The following is a 19,712-nucleotide window of genomic DNA, read 5'->3' on the forward strand; positions in this document are numbered from 1 at the left end:
GATACGCAGGAGCTGTTCGGTGGGTGCTCCTGGCGCAGTAGCAACGAGTTGAAGTGCTGCTGAGCTGGTTTCAGGCAACCATGACGGGTTGATCGCCAGTGCCGAGCCTGCGGCCTGCCTAGTTGCGCGTGCGCTCGGATGGTGAATAAGATCTGTCGCTTTCGGTTGCTAACGTGGCTTGATGACTACGTGGGATGAGGTCGAGGTAGGTAACCACCAGTTCCAGATCGGCGGGCTCGAATCTGACCCCACCACCAACGCAGCGGAAACCGATGTCTTCACCGTGTCCGGGTCCGGATTGCTGATGGTACATACCGGTATCTCCGCGGGCCCCGTCAAGGTTGGTGTCGAGCTACATGACAGCGCCCCGCAGACCGATCTCGGCGCCTGGGACAACGTCGCAGAGACAACGGTGTCAACCACCCAAGATCTGCACGTGATGACAGTCGACGGAGACGTCTCTGAGACCCTGGGCCCCATCCCCGCTCCCGCATCTTGCGTAATGACCCTCCGGGTATCCACGCGCGGGCGTGCGGCGAACTGGGACCGCATCGTCGACGACCCGTGCGAGGACTACCTGATCCAGGCATGGCCGACCGACACAAACACCCCCACCCGGCAGCTCAAATCGGCCGACGGGATGTGGGCTGACCACGACCCCGGCGCGGACACTTTCCGAGACGATCCCGCAATCGCTGGCACCGAGGATGCGAACGTTCGGCTCGGTGGGCCCGTCATAACTCGCACGCCTGACGACGACCTCTGATCGTTTGTCGGCTGGTCTCGCTAGTCTTTGGAGAGCTTGTTTCGTGACGCCAGTTGTTTAGGCACTTCCAGCTCGCAGCATTCACAGATGACCCTGGTCTGTGTTTCGATGCATCACGATGCCACTTCGCCCCGACAAACGGCGGAAGGTACGCGGCCGGCGATCTGGAACCCGCCGCCTATTGGTGCAGCAGCTTCATCTGCTCCCAGTTGCCGTGTGAGTGCTCCACATCGGTCTCACTGAGAAGCACGTAGTGCCACTGGTCGTCGCCCACCTTGCCCGAATTGGTGATGGTATTCGCCCAAGTTTCCGCCGCCGCCTTCTTGGCGATGACCTCCCCGCTGGTGATGTCCTTATTCATCTTGGTCTCGACCAACCAGCAGTGCCGTGTGCCATCCACGTCTTCGATGACCACGAAGTCAGGGTTGTACTGCCGCCCCGCCGTGGTCCATGTGATCGGAATGTCCTTGATGTGCAGCCGTGCCCAGACCGCTACACTTTCAGCGGCGTCGATAGCCTTGGCGGCGGTGTATTCCGTCGAGCTGTCGAACGACGCGTACTCGTACAACGCCCTGGACCAGCCGTTGTAGGCGAGCCCCTTCTGGAAGGTCTCGACCTTCTCCTTCTGATGTTGCTTGGCGCAGCGGCGCGCTTTGTTGAGAGGCTTCAGCTCCACCTCGTCGGAGTAGGTGATGCCCGTCGTCTGAACGGATTCCAAGAGTGCCGACACCTTCTGCATGAGTCGGCTCTTGGCGGTGTCGAGATAGGCGCTCAGGTGCAGCGCCGCGTCGGCTCCCATAGCGCTGATGATGGTGTCGACGATCTTCTTGGCGGCGTTCTCCTCGCTAATGCGGCGCGTAACGCCAGGTGCGGTCAGTACCGCATCCACCAGAGCGGCGCGCGAGGTTTCCAGTGGGATGTCCAGCTTTCCCGCCTTCACGGCGTCCTGCGCGGCCACACCCGTGATCGTGCCGCCGTTGGCTTCGAGGAGGGTGCGCTTGAGCACTTCGTCGGCTTCCACCGACAACCCCTTCGCCAAATCGGTAAACACCTTCTCGTGGTCAGTGATCTTGTTCAATGTCACGACCACAGGATTCTCGATGTGGTTGACGTAGGGCAGAACGATTTGCTCGCGTCCGCTGATCGGCAAGTGTTCGTGCGGTGTGACCTTTGCCTTCTCCGCCTCCGCTGCGGCTTTCCGCGCCAACTCGGCGTAGTCCTGGATCGGGTCGGGACTTGGTGTCACGTCCCCGTCGCGCTTCGCGCCCGGCCCTTCGCCCACCGCTTCGCCGTCACCCGTTGCAGGGAACACCGGATTCGGTACGGGGTCTCCAACCTTCCTCTCCGCAACGGTCTCCCCGTACTCGGTGACACGGGTTTGCATCCACACGCCGTAGTCGATGAATTGTTCGTTGAGAGATTCGCGCTTCTTCAGCAATTCCTCGTAGCGTTCGTGCGCCAGGATTTCCACCGTGTCCAACATCTGCACACCCGTGTACTTCCCGAACGGCAACCTCATGCCGCGTCCCAGCGTCTGCTCTGTCAGCACGTCGGATACCGACGCACGCATCGAGGCGATGATGTAGACGTTCTTTACATCCCATCCCTCTTTGAGCATTCCGACGCTGATGATGATTCGGACTGTACTGTCGGGGTCTTCCACGGCGTCCAGCTCTGCGAGTGCTTTTTCCTTGTCGTCACCTGTGAGGTTCGAGTGAACCAGCAGCGTCTTCCCGACCCACGCACCGCCGTCGAAGTCCTCGGAGTCGAGGACTTCCTGAAATGCGTCAGCCTGCGCGGTGTCCTGGGCGATCACCAGCATGACGGGGTTGGCCTTCGGGAGCTCGTTCTCGTCGCAGTAGCTGTGCAGCACCTGCTCCTTGTAACGCAACAACGTGACGCCATCGAGGAGTTTGGTGTAGTCGTCCTTCCGATCATCTTTGCGAGCGACCAGGACAGGAGTTTTCACGTATTTGTCACGGATGGCGTGCGCCAGCGGGTAGCGGTACACCACATCGTCGCTGTCGCGCTTGTCGGGCGTCGCGGTGACACCGATGACAACTTCAGGGTTCAGCTCGGTGATGGTTTTCGAGAACGCGGGTGATCTGTAGCAGTGGTGCTCGTCCGCCAGGATCACCAGGTCGTCCTGCGACGACAACCATTGATACAGCGAGCCGCCGAGGTTCTCCTGGAACTCGTGAGTCGCTCTGCCGTCACCAGTGCTGGTCGTGAGTGCCTGCACCGTGAACACAAACAGCTTGGTCTTGCTGGTGTCTGCCATGTTCGCCTGTACGGCAGCGGATTTAAAGTTGTCAGCGGTGATGGCCACGGGGCGGCTTTTCATCGCAGCGGTAGTCGACTTCTTGTGTCCTGGTGTGAAGTTCTTGATGGACTTATCGCGGATCGTGGAGCCGGGTGCCAGCAACAGGAAATTGCGGGCAGGCGGCGTTCGTCCCGCAAAGTATTCGATCAACCCCGCCATGACGTAGGTTTTACCGACGCCCGTCGCGGAATCCACGATGCACGTGAACGGTCCCTCCTTGCCCTCCACGTCGAAGAATTGCGAAACGGATTGAGCTACCGCCGATACCGCGTCGCGGTTCGGGTCGCGTAGGTCCAGGCGGTGACTGATCTCGACCAGTAGTTCCTGATCGACGTTCAAGTCAGGCATCAGCGGGCTCTCCGTTCTTCGCGGTGGGCTTGAAGGGTGACTGCTTGGCAACCTTTCGGCGGTACGAATCCAGCACCGAAGCGGGAATGGATGCGAGTTTCGATCCTGGTCGCGCTTTTCGCAACGCCTCGGCAGCAGCGGGATTCACCTGTGTTGCCCAGACCTCAACGATCTCGTTCTCGGGCAGTTGGTCAAGAATTGCGTCCACGGTCGAGGGGGTGACCATCCCGTCGAGGATCACGTACCGGACCTTGCCCTTGTTCCCAGCGAACAGCCCGTCAGGTCGGTGCCGGACACCCAGCTGCGCGCACATCGCTTTGGTGAGCGCGCCGTTGACAGCCCAGTCCGCCAGGTAGACACGCCCTTCCAGCTCCTCGAACATCGACTCGCCCACTCGCATATGGGTAAACCCCCCGCCGCCTGCCCAGTTGACGGTTGTCTCGTCGCGGGTTTTGGCTGCCGCCCGCAGCGCTTTGACCGCTTCGGGCATGAGGTCCACAACCAGTCCCTCGTCCTCGGACTTGCTGACCTTGTTCAGTAGACGAACCAAAGTCTTCACCTCCTCGCCGTCGAGAGGCGACGTGCCGTTCTTCAACTGTGCGCGAACCGCTTTCGCGGTCTCCTTCGCCACATCCACGGGCATGTCCAGTTCATCACCGAACTTCTTCGCCAGCGTGGTGAAAGACTGTGCTTGAGTGGGCGTTACACCGTCAGGGAGGCTGTCCTCATCCGTTGCGACTCGTTCTGTGGTGGTGCTGATTCCACCGCTGTCTTCACCGTTGATGACCTTGAGCAGGCGGGGCTTCGTGTAGGTCTCGACGTTGGATTCCGACAATTCTGAGGTCACCCAGTGGCGACCCATTTTCTGTGCGACCGCCGCTGTCGTACCCGAGCCTGCAAAACAATCAAGGATGATGTCGCCGGGATTGGTAGTGATATTAATGATGCGCTGTAGCAGTCGTTCTGGCTTCGGTGTTGGGAATGGTTTGCTATCGGGGAACATGTCCTTGACTTCAGCCTTACCCACGGGATTACCGCCGACATCTTCTACTGTCCAGATGGTGACGGGGGGTACCGGCTTCTTTCCCGAAGACTGATAGGTCTTGACATACGGCTGCAACCGACCGTCACGCTCCACCCACTCGATGCGGTGCATGTTCTCCTTGAGTTTCGTCTCCGACCACCTCCAGTACCCCTCCTTCCCATCAGGACGGATCGGGTACTCCTCGGAACCATCGGGCCGAGAGATCGGATACCACATGGTTGGTCGGTCCTCGCGTAGGGAGTTTCTGCCCCACTTACGAAGTTCCCGACGTGAGTACCGTTCGCCTTCGGCGTCGACCATAGGAAAATCGGTGTCCTTGCCCATCACCTGGTGTCTGTTTGGCTGCCACCTTGGTGAGGATCGGTAGCAGAGCAAGGAGTCATAACTCTTTGAGAAAAGTTTAGCGTCCATCCGAGGGCTGTCCGTCTTCTCCCACGCAACCTGGGCAACGAAGTTCTCCGCTCCCATTACCTCATCGAGAACTACACGGCAGCGATGTACTTCAACGTCGTCCAAATGCACCCACACAGAGCCGTCGTCGGACAGCAGCGGCTTGATCTGAGACAACCTGTCGCGAAGCATCGTCAGCCAGATCGAGTGCTCGATGTTGTCCTCATACTGCTCGAACGCCTGACCAGTGTTGAACGGCGGGTCGATATAGCAGAGCTTGACCTTGCCGAGGTACTTGTCGGCATATTCGGGGATAGTCCGCAGCGCATCGAGCGCGTGCATGGCGTCGCCCGTGATGAGCAGGTTGTCCGTTGTTGGCTCGAACGGCGGCTCGAATCCTTCGGGAACTGCAGCGTCATGGTGAGACACTTCGTGCAGCAACCGCACCTCGGAGACGCGGTAGTCGGACGGGTCAACGAAGGTGTAGTCGTAGCGACCATCACCCGTGGACAGTAGTGCCTTGTCCTTGTCAGTCCAGGTCAGCTCCAGCCGCCCGCTGTGTTTAGCCACACCCCGCCCTCTCGTCGCGTCCTACCGTTTAAAGACACTAGCGACCCCCTCGCGCCTTACGAACCATCGACCAGGCTGGCACCCTTAGCGCAAGAAGCGCCGGAAGGTCCCGGCACCAGCGATGCTGTCGGCGGTACCTTGGGTGCACAAACGTTGCCGACTCCCCCACCGGATCACGCCACTCCCGTACCTCGACACGATGCACCGACGGAGGCCGCCGCTCGCCTCCACGAGTCCCTGCCGTGCCGTCTGATCGTTCAGGCTCCGGGCGTGAGGCGTCGCATTCGATTGATGAGGCGGCCCGCAGACTGCACTCGGCGCTGACGGATCTATCGGTAACCGACAATCCGCTGATCGGCACCGATCTCGATGCACTCGATAGCGAACAGATCCGAATGGCAGCACCCGATCGCGAGCTGCGCGTCCGGCCCGGTCGTCGAGTGGTTCGCGCTAGTCTCGGCCCACCCGGGTCAGCGTCGGCCGGATCTCACACCCGGTTTCGACGTCCTGCGCATCGACGAGGCCTTAGAGGTGCGAACGCGCTCGCTGGAGGCCTGGCAACTACAGCCCGGTGGTTATCCCGGCACCGCCGGAGCCAGCGCCTATACGTTTATTCCCGAGTACCTTCTCATCGCCGAACGCGATGCCGCCACCATGCTCGTTGTCGACCTGCGCACCGGCAATCGATGTGGACTCATCCGCCAGTTCGACAAAGTCGACAACGACGACGTGACACCCACCTGGAAGGACACCAGCACCCTGCTCGACGAACTCATCGATGCCCTCGCCACCGCGCCACCTTCATGGGCTGGCAACCCTCCACCCAGAACGGACGACTGACCGGAAACCTGCCCGCTAACACCATCGGTGATGCCCAGGTTCGGAACGCATTAGCATCTTGAAAGCAACGCTAGAAGGCCCAGCAGAAGATGGACATCCACGGGCCGTGAGCTACCGAAACGTCATAACGTACATTATCGGCACTTTAAAACCAGCTGGGGGACAGGCACTTTTGCTAGAAAGTGACATAACTTGGACTGAGGTCGGGCACGAACTGGGGCTGTTCCACACCTGCTCCAACGACCTGATGGCAGATAATGACGGGGCCCGCGGAACGTCCTACACACCCACCGGCCTCACCCGCGGCCTGTACCGCAACAAGTGGGGACTCTGATGACCCACCACCGAGCAACACGACCGGCGGCCCTCACGCTCGGCATCGCCGGCATCTTCGCCGCTGCCACCCTGACCGCGTGCGGCGAACAAACCGTCGATGAGGGCATCCCACCCCTCGAATCGGCCACGGCCACCTCAACCGCCCATGCGGACTCATTCACTGACACCTCTGACTTACGTAATCTGGTGGCGATCTCCACACACGTCTTCACCGGCCGTGTCGAATCAGCTGCTGGCACCAAGGCACTCGGGCCGCTCCCCGAAACTCAGTACAGCGTGCTCACCAAAACAGCGATCAAGGGCGAAGTCCCCGAGAGCGTAGTAGTCAACCAGCAAGGCGGAGTCAAGGACGGTGTCTACATTTCCGTCGACGGCGACACACCCCTCAAGGTCGGCCAGTGGTACCTGTTCGCCACCCGCTACCTCGAGTCCGAGAAGTGGTACACCCTCATCCCTGTCGACGGCCGCAAACCGGTGACCGAACAACAAGCCCGCGACAGAGCCTCAGCGCCCCTAGCCGCGGCTGAGGCCGCGTTGCGAGCCAACCCCCAAAACCGGCTCGCACCACCGGACCCACCGAGCCCGTCGATGACCTTCCCGATACCCCAACCCGGCGACCGCAACCCACCTCCACCCTCACCGGCGCCGCCCGGCTGAATCATTAAGTAGCCAGTGGTGGCATATGGAAATCGTTGGGGGAGATAGCTTGCCAGGCTCGATCGAGTTGATGACATAAGGCTGTCGGTCACGAACCGAGGTGTTCCGATGGTTCGAGATTACTCGGGGACGTCATCCTTCGCTGAGCCGGATGCGCGCGAGCACCCCGTGATGGTCGGAGCCCGGCAGATCGATCCGCCGGAACGATGTCGGTGTCGGGCCATTGCGTGTCAGCACCCGGTCGAGCGCAAGCAGCGACGGGTAGGGCCGGCCGGCAGGATAGGTCGCGACGACGCCCGATCCGAGATGCTCGGCGGCGTCGGTCAGTTGGGGCGAATTCGAGGGTCCAGACAGTAGCTGCCGGAAGGAGCGGTGGTCGTAGGTCGAGTTCGCATCGGCGCCGATGATCAGTGGATCTGTGTCGGCGAAGAGGATCGAGCGCAACTCGCGGAGCTCGGCATCCCAGCGCCACGACGGTTCGGGATACGGCGGCAACGGGTGCAGTGCATAGATCGAGATGGGCGAGCGGTTCGGAAGCAGCAGTCGCGCGCGAAGGTTCGACAGTTCGAATCCCCGCAGGAGTTGCCCGTCGGTCAGCGGGGCCCGCGCATAGATGCCAGCTCCACCTCCACCGTCTCGGGGACGGAGAAACGCGAACGGCAAGGCTTGGCGCAACCCGGCGCGCTCGAGGGCTCCCACCGCCTCAGGCGTCAGCTCGACTATCGTGAGGACGTCAACGCCTGAGTCGCGCACCCGCGACACTAGCGCGTCCGGATCAGCTTGCCCGAGATAGATATTGGCCTGCATCACGGTAAGGTCCGAGTCCGAGACCTGTTCGTCGACCCCCCGATACAGTGGGGCCTGCGCCGTCACGCCTACGGCGATGACGAGCACAGCTCCCGCCGCGGAAAGCCAGGCGCGCGCGGCGAGCAGCAGCATCAGACCGAGGACACCGACGATGATCAGCACCGGCGTGAACGCCGCTACCCGGGAAGCGAAATTGCTGACCAGGCCAGAATAGTGGGCAGCAACACCGGCAGCAGCGGCGAGGACCGCACCCCACCCGAGTGCTCGTAGCAGTCCACGCATGCGGCCGATCATGCCACGATCACCGTCACGCTCTCTGGCGGGTGATCGTCGAGTGGAGGCTGTCGGCGACAGGGGCTGTCAGCCAAGCCACCAGTCGGTTCGATCTATGGTGACCGTTACGAGAGCCGGACGGCTTCGTTGCCGACGCAGCAGCCCAGGCGAGAACTCGTGCACGCATGACGCCAACCCGTCGTCGGCCACGACGATATTGCTGGTCAACCGGGCGCACCACCGGAGCTGCGCAGCGCGTACGGGGTGATCCTGGGGCCAACGCGGAGAAACTAACCTGGATAGTAGTAACCTGGCTGTGGCTCGTTCGATATCGAACTGTTTCCATCCGGACTGACGCTTTGGACTGAAGGACTCCCCTTGGCACGGCATCGCAAAGCTGATCCCAGCCCACCCTCCGCTGGCATCCCTGCGTTCCGGCGCGACGCATCGGCGAGCCTCACCCCCGGACTCCCGGGGCTCGAGCATTCACGCATCGTGCATGCGGCCGGGCGACACCGAATGCCTGTCCCACCCGAGGTGTCGGCCGGGTTCACGCGGCGGCCCATCTTCTCGGGCGCCCCAGTGCCCTCCTACTCGCCGCGTGCGCGATCGACGACGGCGCCCGAGGCGTCGCCGTCATACCCACCACGCAGTGGCCGTCCATACACTGCGCGCTCGCGTACTGCCTTGCCCCGCCAAGCCGGGCCTGGCCATCGAGTTTTCGGGCCGCCTCGCTCACAGCGCCCGCTCGACCTCGGCAGGCATCCTTCGGCAGCGCCTACCGCACCGTGGGAGCGGGCGTTGTGTGTCGTTGAACCTCAGTCCAGCGAGCAAGCTCAGTCAGGCTTTCTCGAGGTGCTTGACGGCGAGGAGGTCTCGGGCACCTCAACTCGGTCGGCGGCTGCGGCCGGGTTGGGTGGATCACTCCTGGCCGCGGTGGTTCTATGCGCTGCCGGCGGGACTGCGGCCACTGCGCTCGCCGATCGACACGACCTGACGGTCACTCCCCTGACTCAGGCTGGCGTGCCCGTCGACGTCCAGTCCGCAGCAGCCCCACGATCTGTAACCGTCGGATCGGTGGCCGAACAGCGAAGCCGCACGTCGGCACGGGCATCGTCACGCGATGAGCTGACCTCGGTTATGCGAGAACTGGCACAGCCAGATCGCGCGCGGCCGTCTGAACCCCCGGTGCCACAACGGCCGCGGTCGGCGGCACCGACCTACGGCACCGTGACCTCAAGTTACGGAGCGCGATGGAGTACCACGCATTATGGCCTCGATATCGCCAACTCGATTGGCACACCGGTGGTCTCGACCAGCGACGGGCAGATCATCGAATCCGGTCCGGCTGATGGCTTCGGGCTGTGGATACGAGTGCTGCAAGACGACGGCACGATCGGCGTGTACGGGCACATCAACGAGACACTGGTGAGCGTCGGGCAGCGAGTCTTGGCCGGCGAGCAGATCGCAACGGTAGGAAACCGCGGCTACTCCACCGGCCCGCACCTGCACTACGAGGTCTGGCAGCAAGACGGACCCAAACTCGATCCTGCACAGTGGCTGAGAACCCGGGGGGTCTACGTCGTTGGATGACCCGCCGTATCGGCGCGGGAGGTGTGACGACGAGTGGTCCCGCACAGGTGTCGCGAGCTAGAGGCGGGACTGGGTACGCCCAATTCCTCGGGCGCAGTAGTCGGTTCGGCGGCCACACAGTTGGGCGCCTACCCCCGATCGATTGAGAGGAACGGCGTGCGGGTGGTTGTGGTTCATCGAGGGTGATCTGCGTTGGTTTCACCGATCCGGCAGACTGCACTGCATGTTCGGCAGGACAGTCGGGCTTGGCTGATTATGTTTTCTGGTCTGGTACCAACTCATGTCGCGTCCGGTCTGGCGAGTCCCTTTTTGGCCGCTCGGCGGGAGTCCATTGCCTCGGCCCGGTGATTGATACGACTTCGTAGGGGTTTGAGGACGATCATCGAGACTGGACTACTGAGAATCACGGCGAGCACGACGGCTACGAAGAACGGGACGTCCACGTCAATCAGGTAGGCGACCAATAGGATCAGTCCACATAGCACCGCAGCGAGCGCTAGGCGCGCGATGTTGTACAGCAGCGCGATGGCGATGAGAGATCTGGCCGAAGAGGCCGGCGTGGTGGTGGCGCCGTGAGAAGTGTTTCTGCGCATGGTCTATGGGCCTCCGTGTGGCGTGAATGCGATCGGGATGGATTGTGACGTGACAGTTGGTTCGGTGCCGCGTCCTGCAGCGGGGGCGGTTCATGAGATGAGATCTGTACGGATGTGAGATCTCATGGCTGATGTGCGCCGTGGTCGGCGTTTTGTCGGCCCTGGCTGGGTCAGCCATCGCCGCGCCTGCTGGTCGAAGTCTTCGCCCCACCCGGCCTGATCGGTGCGGGCCAGACCTGCGATTGTTACTGCGGTGCGTCGTTGGCCGTCGACTCCGACGGGCACTAGCCGCACCCAGATTCGGCGACGCCGGACAAGTAGAGATACAAGTAACCCAGCCAGCATCACGGTCGCCGACAACAGAACCCAGTTCTGTGCCGGCCCGTGTGATACCTGCATGGACACGAAGCGTTCATACCCGTCAAAGCGCACCACGGTGCCATCGGCGATGGTGTGAGTCTGTCCCGGGCTGAGATTGACCTGTGCCCGCTGCTGGAGCCGACCCTGCTCGATGAGCGCCCGGTTCAAGGAGTACGCATTCTGCGGGCGACCGGTATCCAGTCCGGTGTCGCCTTGGTAGATCCTGATCGCCACATACGGATCATTCGGCACGGGAAACGATGAGGTGAGCAGGGTTCCTTGGAATGCTGCGGTGGGCGCGAATAGGCCCTCGATCGCGATCTGTCGATTGCGACGTTCGTCTGCGTCGGGGTAGAGGCCGGCTGGGGTATCGAAACGGGCCGCGCCGGAGGACAGCATCGTCTGCAAGTTGTCGGGAATGAACAGCACTGTCTGAGTGCGTTGCTCACCGTTGGGGAACGTCACAGTGAACGTCGGTGCGAAGCCGTTGCCGAGGACATAGACGCGGTCGCCAGCTACTCGCAGCGGTTCGTTCACTCGGACGCGTGCAGTGCTCCACGTATCGGGATCGGACTGTCGCACGTCCCCGGTGTAGGTGACGTCGGCTTCGTACATGTCGGGCTGACCGCTCGGCAGGAACCGGGCATCGAAGCCCTCGACGCGGACACAGAATGGTGAGAGATCGGTGCCATCGACGAGGCTGCCTGCGCGGAATGAGTCATAAACCGCGGTCGAGGTGTTGCACAACCCTTGTGTGCCATCGGCGACGAGACTACGGGTGCCTTCGTAGCCGTAGAGTTTGTCGGCCGCGATCGATATCAGCAAGGCGATTAGAGCGAAGTGGAACACGAGGTTGCCCCACTCGCGGAGGTAACCCTTTTCTGCCGAGATCTCTACGGCTGCGGTGGGTCGGTGCGTAGTCGCTGGTCGTGTGGTGGTGGCTCGGCGCCAGCCCCGGAGGTTGGCGTTGATGAGGGCAGCAACCTCTTCGGGTGTTCCTTCTACGGTGTCCTCGAAATGCCGCGGCAGGCGGGTGAGGTTGCGCGGCGCGGGAACTGGACGGGCTCGCACCGCGCGCAGATGCTCGAGGATGCGGGGAGTGAGGCATCCCACAAGCGACACGAACAGCAGGACATAGATCGCGGTGAACCACGAGCTGGCGAAGACGTCGAAGAGCTGCAGTCTGTCCATCCACGTGCCGAGGGCGCCGCGGTCGGCAATGTACTGGGTTGTTTTCTGTTCGTTGAGTGGGCGCTGCGGCAGCAGAGCGCCCGGGATTGCCGCCGCGGCCAACAGGAACAGCAGCATGAGTGCTGTTTTCATCGACGTCAGCGAACGCCACAATCTGAGTAGGGGGCTAAGCCGGCGGCGTGGTCGTCGCGGCGTCGGCGCTTCGATGCTGCCGGTGTGCATCATCGTCGTCGTATGGGTAACGCCGCACCCTGGAAGTCGTCATCACTCGCGAGAGAACGAAGTGCGCGGTCGGCGACGTGATCCGCAGCTGTCTGCCAGTCGACTCCCAGCACCATCGGCCGCCGGGATTTCCTCGCCCGCATCGCCATCCGGGTCTCACCTGCTCTTCCTGCCCACACCGAAATACTACGTAGCGTAGTATTTCGGTACGCAGATGACAAGCGGTGATGCGCCCCGCTGCGGCGCGCTCGCACTTACGAGCCGTCGACACCACCCAAGTTCCTCGGGTCTCGTCATGTGCCGCCCCATCAACTACGGTGTATCGAATAGTTTTATTCGGTAGACCGAAATTTGCTATTGAGGGGCGGTAATGCGAGAGGTCATGGCTTCGGCTCGTCCGCGGCTCGCGCGAGCTCGGTCGGGGTCGCTACTGCTTGGTCCGGCCTTCGTCGCGGCCATCGCCTACGTTGATCCCGGCAATGTCGCGTCCAATATCAGCGCCGGCGCCCAGTTCGGCTACCTCCTCGTGTGGGTGATCGTGGTTGCGAACGTGATGGCGGGGTTGGTGCAGTTCCTTTCTGCCAAGCTGGGGGTGGTCACGGGCAGGTCATTGCCGGAGACGGTGCGTCTGCGCGCGTCGCGGACCGCCAGGCTCTCCTACTGGGTGCAGGCTGAGATTGTCGCTATGGCAACCGATCTCGCCGAAGTGGTGGGCGGAGCTATCGCGCTGAATCTGCTCTTCGACCTGCCGTTGCTCATCGGTGGCGTCATCACAGGTTCGGTGTCGATGGTCTTACTTCTTGTCCAAGACCGCAGAGGGCAGCAACCGTTCGAGCGGGTGATCATTGGCTTGCTGGCTGTTATTGCCATCGGTTTTCTGACAAGCACCGTCGTGGCACCACCTCCCCCCGGGGCTGTCGTGGGGGGCCTCTTGCCGCGGTTCGATGGCACGGAAAGCGTGCTGATCGCGGCCGCCATGTTGGGTGCGACGGTGATGCCTCACGCGGTGTATCTGCATTCAGGTTTGGTGCGGGATCGACACGGCCATCAACCGGAGGGGCCGGTCCGGTCGCGGCTGTTGCGTGTGACGAAGATCGATGTCGGTCTGGCGATGCTGCTGGCGGGCGCGGTCAACCTGTCCATGCTGCTGGTGGCAGCAACCACTTTGCGTGGCCGTGAAGGGGTCGATTCGATAGACGGAGCGCATGCGGCGGTCGCCGACACCTTGGGGCAAGTGGTGGCGTTGCTGTTCGCGCTGGGGCTTCTTGCCTCGGGGCTGGCATCAACCTCGGTCGGGGCGTACGCCGGCGCGATGATCATGGACGGGCTGTTGCAGCGCAGGATCCCGCTCATACTCCGACGCCTGATCACCCTGATACCTGCCATCACAGTGTTGGCCATCGGAATTGATCCCAGCCGAGCTCTGATCGTCTCGCAGGTCGTTCTGTCCTTCGGCATTCCCTTCGCACTGGTTCCGTTAGTGCGTTTCACCAGCGACAGGATGCTGATGGGCGAGGATGTGAACAATCGACTCACCACTTCGCTGGCCTGGCTTACTGCAGCGGTCATCATCGTGCTCAACGTCGCCTTGATTTACCTGACGGTCACCGGTTAAGCGAGTTCGCGCGACGGTTCGATCCCCTAGGCGTCGCGCGAAGCTGACCATTCTTGCCGCAACACATCTAGCACGATCAGGACGACGCCGATGGTGATGAATGTGTCCGCGAGGTTGAACGTGGGGAACCAGCCGGTATGGAAGTAGTCGGTGACGACACCGTCGGCGGCGCGGTCGATCAGGTTGGTGAGTGCGCCGCCGAGGACCGCGGCAAATCCGATCCGACCGGCGACCCCCGCGTCGGGTGCGACGTGCACTGCGTAGCCGGCCAGTGCGAGGGTGATGAACCCGGCCACGGCGAGTATGGCCCAGCTGGGCAGCTGATCACCGAGGCTGAATGCAACACCGGGGTTGAACGCTAACCGCAACTGGAGCACTCCCAGATCGGCCGCACTGCCCTCGGTGAGTCGGCTGACAACGAAGGAGTTGACTGCCAGCCCGACGAACGTCACCACGACAACCAGGGCCATGAGAACGCCTCGGGGGTGGAGTGTTTTCGTCACTGCCGGCGGCGCGTCGGTCACGTCAAGGCTCCAGCCGGGGTAGAACTCGCTGACGCTGCGGCGGCGTCGCCGGCATAGTTCGGGCACAGCGCTACCGCGCTACCGGTGGCCGCCAGCAGGGTCTCCGCCGAGGCCAGCAGGTCCATCAACTCGGGCCGAGTGAGGCGGTAGAACACCTGCCTACCCTGTGGGCGTCCCTCAACTAGCCCGCAGTCGCGAAGGCATGCCACATGCGCCGACACTGTCGACTGCGCCAAACCCAACTCCCCTACCAGGTCGGCGACCCTGACCTCCCCACCGGCAAGACGACGCACAATCGCCAATCGGGTGCTATCGGACAGGCTGTGAAACAACGCCACCGCCGCGTCCACATTCGTTCCGGCTCTCGACGTGCGACACCCATCCATGCTATTGATCGTCACCAGACGATAATAAGCGGTCTCCGCCGATGATGAGGGAGGGTGGTCAACAATGTTGATGAACCGCATGGAGACTGTCCTGGTGAACTCGCCGCCCCGGCGGTGGCTGCAGCGCTACGAGGCGCGTGTCTTGACTGCGTTGGGCGGACGGACCCCGGGAGCGCGCGTTGCTGAGCTGGGGTGCGGGTCGGGTTACGGCACCCGGCTGATCCTCGACGAGTTCGGCGCCGCGCGCGTCGACGCGGTAGACCTCGATCCGGCGATGATTTCTCGCGCTCGCCACCGCCTACGCCGACACACCGGCAGGGCACACCTCGCCCGAGGTAGCGCAACGGACCTGCGTTCAGCATTTCACGACGTCGGCGGTGGGCAGAACGGTACTTATGACGCAGTCTTCGACTTCGCGATCATTCACCACATCCCGAACTGGCGGGAAGCCTTGGACGAGGTGGCCCGCGTACTCAAACCGGGTGGGCGGTTCTTCTTTGACGAGGTCACCGCGACCGCCCTTGCTCGGCCGACCTACCAAGTGCTGTTTGACCATCCGAGCGAGGATCGGTTCACTGCCGGTGAGTTCCTGCACGAGTTGTCCCGCCACGGTCTCGACGTCGGCGAGCGGTGGCGAACACGCATCGGCGGCGACTACCTGTTGGGTGTCGCCACACGGCAATAGTGAGGTCGATGTGGTGGCTCGGCGGTCGCCCACCACGAGACGTTTCGAACCTTCTCTCACGCGGTGCAGTGGGTAAAGGAGCGCACAGCCTTCAACTACTATCGTGGTTAGTAAACCTAGTCCAGCGCCGAGTGGGAGGGTTCGACAATCGATGGGCCGCGTAAGAGGGACTCGAGCTACCGAAGAGCTATGTGATCGCCGATCGACTCACGGTGGGCAGCCGCAGTGCTCGGGCTCTCGTGAATGTCGCGGGTCGGTCCGAGTCGGTATTCCGCGACTGCTGATGCTCGCAACGCTGACGGCGGTGGTGATGGTGTTGACCTCGTGCAGCTCGACCGGAGGTGCCGCCTTCAGCAATGAGATTCAGGCCGTTGACAGCTTCGCCGACATCACACAACCTTCCATCGCTGTGGCCACTGAAGGTGGCGGGCGACTTGCGCCCAACGCGGTTGTCGAACCTGGGCTTCCTATTGTTGTCACGGCCAGTCGCGGCGCGTTGACTAACGTCCGTATTCCCACAGCCAGCGGCCGTCCCTTGGCGGGCTCCCTGAGCGAGGACGGCTCAACGTGGACAAGCACCCAGCCCCTGGGGTATTCGAAGCGATACGTGGTTCAAGCCGAGGCCGTGGGCGTGGGCGGTCGATCGGTCGTCTCGCAGCGTTTCACCACGACCTCGCCGGAATCGTTGACCAGCGCGGCCATCCTCGGCGAGAAAACCGTCGGGATCGCCCACACGATCGGCGTGCGGTTCGCCGATCCCATCCCCGACCGAAAGAAGGCACAGGCGGCGATCACCGTGTCGTCTGACCCCCAGATGCAGGGTGCGTTCTATTGGATCAGCGACTCCGAGGTCCGGTGGAGGCCCGAACGCTTCTGGACACCGGGCACCAAAGTCAGTGTCGCCGTCAACATTTACGGAGTCAACCTCGGCGACGGGCTCTACGGCGACGAGAACTTGTCCTATGACTTCACCATTGGCAGAGCTCAGGAAATCGTCGCCGACGACAACACCAAAACAATCGTCGTCAAACGAGACGGCAAGGTCATCCGCACCATGCCGACCTCGTTCGGCAAAGACAGCACTCCGACGCCCCGCGGCATCTACATGATCGGAGATCGCGTCGAGCACATCATCATGGACTCGTCGACCTACGGAGTGCCTGTCGAGTCCGCAGCGGGATACCGCACACCCGTTCAATGGGCGGTGCAGATGTCCTACAGCGGCATCTACATGCACGGCGCACCGTGGTCGATGTCGGCCCAAGGCAACAGCAACGTCAGCAACGGTTGCCCAAACCTGAGTCCCGCAGACGCGGAATGGCTCGTGAAGAACACCCTGCGCGGTGACCCCGTCACGGTCAAGAACACCAACGCCGACACACTGTCGGGAGTCGATGGACTCGGCGACTGGAACATCCCGTGGTCACAGTGGAAGAAGGGCAACACCGACACCTAAGCGCCCCGCCCCCTGGCTCGAGAGCGTGTCGACTCCTCTCGACATATCGACGGGTGTTGAGATATCCGTACCGGCATGCCTAACATAGTTCATATCAATGAACGTAAGGATGTTGATATGACTCAGGAGTCGGTGGACACGTGCGATCTGCTGTGTCTCGATCTGCCGCACGCAGAAGATATCCGGACTGCGTTACCCGATGTGACCGCAATCGACCGTGCCGCCACCGGAGCTCGTGCACTCGGTGATCCGACCCGGCTGCGAGTGGCAACGGCGTTGCTGTCGGCGGACGAACTCTGTGTCTGCGACCTCGCGTGGGTGGTAGGCCTGGCGCAGAACCTCGTCTCGCACCATCTGCGCCTACTCAAGGGTGCCGGACTGGTGACCGGGCGCCGCCACGGACGGTTGGTGATGTATGCGTTGACCCCCTCCGGCCACGCTCTCGTGACAGCGGTCCTAGCGATTGCAGGACTCTCCACCGCAGCCACGACGACACCGTCGGCGGCCACAGTGCAGGGACATGCTCATGGCTGACGCATGCTGCGGACCCTCCGATTCCGCCGACCTCGAGGCTGAGGTCGATCAGGGCCCGGTTCGGTTGTGGCAGGTGCGCGAGCTGCGTTTCGCCGCCGCAGCAGCAGTGTTCCTCGCGCTCGGCTGGATCATCGGAGGCTCTCTATCAGAGACCGCGGGCATCGTCGTGGAACTGATCGCGGTTGTCGTTGCGGCCTCAACGTTCGTGCCATCGACGCTGCGGTCGCTGCGCCACGGGCGTATCGGTGTCGGAACGCTGATGACGATCGCCGCGATCGGGGCTGTGGCGCTGGGTCAAATACCCGAGGCCGCGCTACTCGGAATCTTGTTCTCGGTCGCTGAAGGACTCGAGCATTACGCGGTCACCAAAACTCGGCGAGGGCTGCGGTCGCTGCTCGCGCTGGTTCCGCCCACTGCTTCGGTGATTCGTGAGGGACGTGAGATCACCGTGTCACCGGATGAGTTGATCATCGGCGATGTGATGGTGGTGCGTCCCGGTGAGCGCGCGGCCACCGACGGAACGATCACAGCGGGCACAACCAGCGTGGACGTGTCGGCGATCACCGGCGAATCTGTTCCGGTGGAGGCGGGTCCGGGTGACTCGCTCTACGCCGGCGCGATCAACGGTGGCGGTGCGATCGAAGTCCGCGTGACCGCCCGCGCCGCGGATAGTTCCCTGGCCCGCATCGTTCACATCGTCGAGCAAGCGCAGGAACGCAAAGGCGCCGGCCAACGTCTCGCCGACCGTATCGCCCGCCCCCTGGTCCCGGCCATCATGGTGCTCGCGGCGCTCGTGGCAGGTATCGGTGCGCTACTCGGTGATCCCCTGGTGTGGCTCGAACGCGGCCTGGTGGTCCTCGTTGCTGCGTCCCCGTGTGCGTTGGCGATCGCGGTGCCGCTGACGGTGGTCGCCGCGATCGGCGCCGCCAGCCGCCATGGTGCATTGGTCAAAGGCGGTGCTGCCCTGGAGGAGTTGGGACGGGTTCGCGTCGTCGCGCTGGACAAGACCGGCACCTTGACCCGCGGCACTCCGGAGGTCATCGCCGTGGTGGCCACACCCGAGATCACCCGCGAGGACGCGTTGTCCTATGCCGCCGCGCTCGAGGCACGCAGCGAGCACCCGTTGGCGAGTGCGATTCTCGCGGCCGCACCTGCTCTGGGCTCACCTGCCGAGGACGTCACCGCGATCGCCGGTCACGGACTCACCGGCCAGATTCGCGGACAGCAATTGCGACTGGGCAAACCCGGGTGGCTTGATCCTGGGGCGCTCGCCGCAGACGTCACCCGGTTGCAGAGCGACGGTGCCACCGTCGTGCTGATCGAACGCGATGGCACGGTCGTCGCCGCGATCGCGGTCCGCGATGAGCTTCGCCCCGAGGCCGCCGAAACGGTCGCTCAGCTGACGGCGCTGGGTGTCGACTCGGTCATGCTGACCGGGGACAACGACCGCACCGCACATGCCTTGGCCACTGCGGCCGGAATCAGCACCGTCCATTCCGAACTGCTCCCCGAAGACAAAGCCGACTTGCTGCCCACGCTGGCGCGCGGGCGGGCGATCGCCATGGTCGGCGACGGCGTCAACGACGCCCCAGCGTTGGCCACCGCCGATGTCGGAATCGCGATGGGAGCGATGGGTACCGACGTCGCTATCGAAACCGCCGATGTGGCGTTGATGGGCGAAGATCTCCGCCATCTCCCGCAAGTGCTGTCCCACGCTCGGCGCGCACGCCGAATCATGCTGCAGAACATAGGATTCTCTCTGGCCATCATCGGTGTTCTGATTCCGCTGGCCGCCACGGGCGTCCTCGGTCTGGCCACAGTGGTCTTCGTCCACGAACTCGCAGAAGTACTGGTGATCGCCAACGCGATTCGTGCCGCCCGGACGAAAGCACTGCCAGGCACCGCTGCCGTGCCCCGGGTAACCCCCGGCAGGCTCAACATCTCGGTGGCGGCCTACCACGACACAGGCGACGCCTGCTGCGCCCCGGTATCGGCCACCACCGATCAACCACGGCCGGTGCCCGAGGTGCCCCTGCTGCCGACTCCCCGATCACGAGGCGCAGCGACCAGCAACAGCTGTTCTGCCACAACAGAACCAGGGTGCAGCTGCTGTTCGAGCCCGCCGGATGACGCCGATGACACATCGAGTAGCTCGCCAACGCCACATCGCGAACGCCACTGAGCACAACCACGCCGCG

The 19,712-nt window shown here is 62.9% G+C and carries 16 protein-coding genes; 9 read left to right on the forward strand and 7 right to left on the reverse strand.

Annotation, left to right across the window (positions count from 1 at the left end):
* Positions 1–181: 181 nt before the first annotated feature.
* Positions 182–766, forward strand: coding sequence for a hypothetical protein (locus GKZ92_RS22985; RefSeq protein WP_155225792.1), 585 nt, complete (start codon positions 182–184; stop codon positions 764–766).
* A gap of 178 nt (positions 767–944) precedes the next feature.
* Here the strand turns inward: GKZ92_RS22985 and GKZ92_RS22990 are convergent, their stop codons facing one another.
* Positions 945–3,437, reverse strand: coding sequence for a DEAD/DEAH box helicase family protein (locus GKZ92_RS22990; RefSeq protein WP_155225793.1), 2,493 nt, complete (start codon positions 3,435–3,437; stop codon positions 945–947).
* Positions 3,430–5,442: a site-specific DNA-methyltransferase gene (locus GKZ92_RS22995; RefSeq protein WP_155225794.1), complete on the reverse strand. Its 2,013-nt coding sequence runs from the start codon at positions 5,440–5,442 to the stop codon at positions 3,430–3,432. Before GKZ92_RS22995 ends, GKZ92_RS22990 begins: the two co-directional genes overlap by 8 nt.
* A gap of 369 nt (positions 5,443–5,811) precedes the next feature.
* Between GKZ92_RS22995 and GKZ92_RS23000 the strand changes: the two genes are divergently transcribed.
* The gene (locus GKZ92_RS23000) at positions 5,812–6,282 is read left to right on the forward strand and encodes a hypothetical protein (RefSeq protein WP_155225795.1); all 471 of its coding nucleotides are present in this window, start codon (positions 5,812–5,814) and stop codon (positions 6,280–6,282) included.
* Positions 6,283–6,615: 333 nt separating this feature from the next.
* Positions 6,616–7,275, forward strand: coding sequence for a hypothetical protein (locus GKZ92_RS23005; protein WP_196222069.1), 660 nt, complete (start codon positions 6,616–6,618; stop codon positions 7,273–7,275).
* Between the two features lie 132 nt (positions 7,276–7,407).
* Here the strand turns inward: GKZ92_RS23005 and GKZ92_RS23010 are convergent, their stop codons facing one another.
* The gene (locus GKZ92_RS23010; protein WP_035755546.1) at positions 7,408–8,376 is read right to left on the reverse strand and encodes an endonuclease/exonuclease/phosphatase family protein; all 969 of its coding nucleotides are present in this window, start codon (positions 8,374–8,376) and stop codon (positions 7,408–7,410) included.
* A gap of 1,056 nt (positions 8,377–9,432) precedes the next feature.
* Here GKZ92_RS23010 and GKZ92_RS23015 point away from each other — a divergent pair.
* The gene (locus GKZ92_RS23015; RefSeq protein WP_373194821.1) at positions 9,433–9,948 is read left to right on the forward strand and encodes a M23 family metallopeptidase; all 516 of its coding nucleotides are present in this window, start codon (positions 9,433–9,435) and stop codon (positions 9,946–9,948) included.
* 278 nt (positions 9,949–10,226) lie between these two features.
* On the opposite strand, the gene GKZ92_RS23020 is transcribed toward GKZ92_RS23015, so the two are convergent.
* Both GKZ92_RS23020 and GKZ92_RS23025 read right to left on the reverse strand, forming a co-directional pair.
* Positions 10,227–10,541, reverse strand: a complete 315-nt coding sequence (locus tag GKZ92_RS23020) for a DUF4229 domain-containing protein (RefSeq protein WP_051406004.1) — start codon at positions 10,539–10,541, stop codon at positions 10,227–10,229.
* 90 nt (positions 10,542–10,631) lie between these two features.
* A complete protein-coding gene (locus tag GKZ92_RS23025; RefSeq protein ID WP_230462004.1) occupies positions 10,632–12,317 on the reverse strand; it encodes a cytochrome c biogenesis protein ResB in 1,686 nt (561 codons plus the stop codon).
* A 379-nt stretch (positions 12,318–12,696) separates the two neighbouring features.
* On the opposite strand from GKZ92_RS23025, the gene GKZ92_RS23030 reads away from it, so the two are divergent.
* Positions 12,697–13,929, forward strand: a complete 1,233-nt coding sequence (locus GKZ92_RS23030) for an Nramp family divalent metal transporter (RefSeq protein WP_167383394.1) — start codon at positions 12,697–12,699, stop codon at positions 13,927–13,929.
* A 26-nt stretch (positions 13,930–13,955) separates the two neighbouring features.
* Here GKZ92_RS23030 and lspA read toward each other — a convergent pair whose 3' ends face one another.
* Complete coding sequence (gene lspA / locus GKZ92_RS23035; RefSeq protein ID WP_051406003.1) at positions 13,956–14,399, reverse strand: signal peptidase II; 444 nt, start codon at positions 14,397–14,399, stop codon at positions 13,956–13,958.
* Between the two features lie 50 nt (positions 14,400–14,449).
* On the reverse strand, positions 14,450–14,854 hold the full coding sequence (locus GKZ92_RS23040; protein ID WP_035755537.1) for an ArsR/SmtB family transcription factor: 405 nt from the start codon (positions 14,852–14,854) through the stop codon (positions 14,450–14,452).
* Between the two features lie 49 nt (positions 14,855–14,903).
* Between GKZ92_RS23040 and GKZ92_RS23045 the strand changes: the two genes are divergently transcribed.
* From GKZ92_RS23045 to GKZ92_RS23060, 4 genes are all read left to right on the forward strand, one after another.
* The gene (locus GKZ92_RS23045; protein WP_035755535.1) at positions 14,904–15,524 is read left to right on the forward strand and encodes a class I SAM-dependent methyltransferase; all 621 of its coding nucleotides are present in this window, start codon (positions 14,904–14,906) and stop codon (positions 15,522–15,524) included.
* A 283-nt stretch (positions 15,525–15,807) separates the two neighbouring features.
* Positions 15,808–16,980 carry a L,D-transpeptidase gene (locus GKZ92_RS23050; RefSeq protein ID WP_035755533.1) on the forward strand — a complete coding sequence of 391 codons (1,173 nt, stop codon included), beginning with the start codon at positions 15,808–15,810 and terminating at the stop codon, positions 16,978–16,980.
* 117 nt (positions 16,981–17,097) lie between these two features.
* Positions 17,098–17,514, forward strand: a complete 417-nt coding sequence (locus GKZ92_RS23055; protein ID WP_035755532.1) for an ArsR/SmtB family transcription factor — start codon at positions 17,098–17,100, stop codon at positions 17,512–17,514.
* A complete protein-coding gene (locus GKZ92_RS23060; RefSeq protein WP_035755581.1) occupies positions 17,507–19,696 on the forward strand; it encodes a heavy metal translocating P-type ATPase in 2,190 nt (729 codons plus the stop codon). Before GKZ92_RS23055 ends, GKZ92_RS23060 begins: the two co-directional genes overlap by 8 nt.
* Positions 19,697–19,712 lie beyond the last annotated feature (16 nt).

Source organism: Gordonia sp. 135 (assembly GCF_009720185.1).
Classification (GTDB): Bacteria; Actinomycetota; Actinomycetes; order Mycobacteriales; family Mycobacteriaceae; genus Gordonia; species Gordonia alkanivorans.

What these genes read in the sequence shown, in the direction of transcription:
- GKZ92_RS23010 (WP_035755546.1), bottom strand. Translation starts at nt 8,376, where the DNA reads ATGATCGGCCGCATGCGTGGACTGCTACGAGCACTCGGGTGGGGTGCG.
- GKZ92_RS23055 (WP_035755532.1), top strand. Translation starts at nt 17,098, where the DNA reads ATGACTCAGGAGTCGGTGGACACGTGCGATCTGCTGTGTCTCGATCTG.
- GKZ92_RS23050 (WP_035755533.1), top strand. Translation starts at nt 15,808, where the DNA reads ATGCTCGCAACGCTGACGGCGGTGGTGATGGTGTTGACCTCGTGCAGC.
- GKZ92_RS23005 (WP_196222069.1), top strand. Translation starts at nt 6,616, where the DNA reads ATGACCCACCACCGAGCAACACGACCGGCGGCCCTCACGCTCGGCATC.
- GKZ92_RS23020 (WP_051406004.1), bottom strand. Translation starts at nt 10,541, where the DNA reads ATGCGCAGAAACACTTCTCACGGCGCCACCACCACGCCGGCCTCTTCG.
- GKZ92_RS22990 (WP_155225793.1), bottom strand. Translation starts at nt 3,437, where the DNA reads ATGCCTGACTTGAACGTCGATCAGGAACTACTGGTCGAGATCAGTCAC.
- GKZ92_RS23025 (WP_230462004.1), bottom strand. Translation starts at nt 12,317, where the DNA reads ATGATGCACACCGGCAGCATCGAAGCGCCGACGCCGCGACGACCACGC.
- GKZ92_RS23060 (WP_035755581.1), top strand. Translation starts at nt 17,507, where the DNA reads ATGGCTGACGCATGCTGCGGACCCTCCGATTCCGCCGACCTCGAGGCT.
- GKZ92_RS23000 (WP_155225795.1), top strand. Translation starts at nt 5,812, where the DNA reads ATGCACTCGATAGCGAACAGATCCGAATGGCAGCACCCGATCGCGAGC.
- GKZ92_RS22985 (WP_155225792.1), top strand. Translation starts at nt 182, where the DNA reads ATGACTACGTGGGATGAGGTCGAGGTAGGTAACCACCAGTTCCAGATC.
- lspA (WP_051406003.1), bottom strand. Translation starts at nt 14,399, where the DNA reads ATGGCCCTGGTTGTCGTGGTGACGTTCGTCGGGCTGGCAGTCAACTCC.
- GKZ92_RS23045 (WP_035755535.1), top strand. Translation starts at nt 14,904, where the DNA reads ATGTTGATGAACCGCATGGAGACTGTCCTGGTGAACTCGCCGCCCCGG.
- GKZ92_RS23030 (WP_167383394.1), top strand. Translation starts at nt 12,697, where the DNA reads ATGGCTTCGGCTCGTCCGCGGCTCGCGCGAGCTCGGTCGGGGTCGCTA.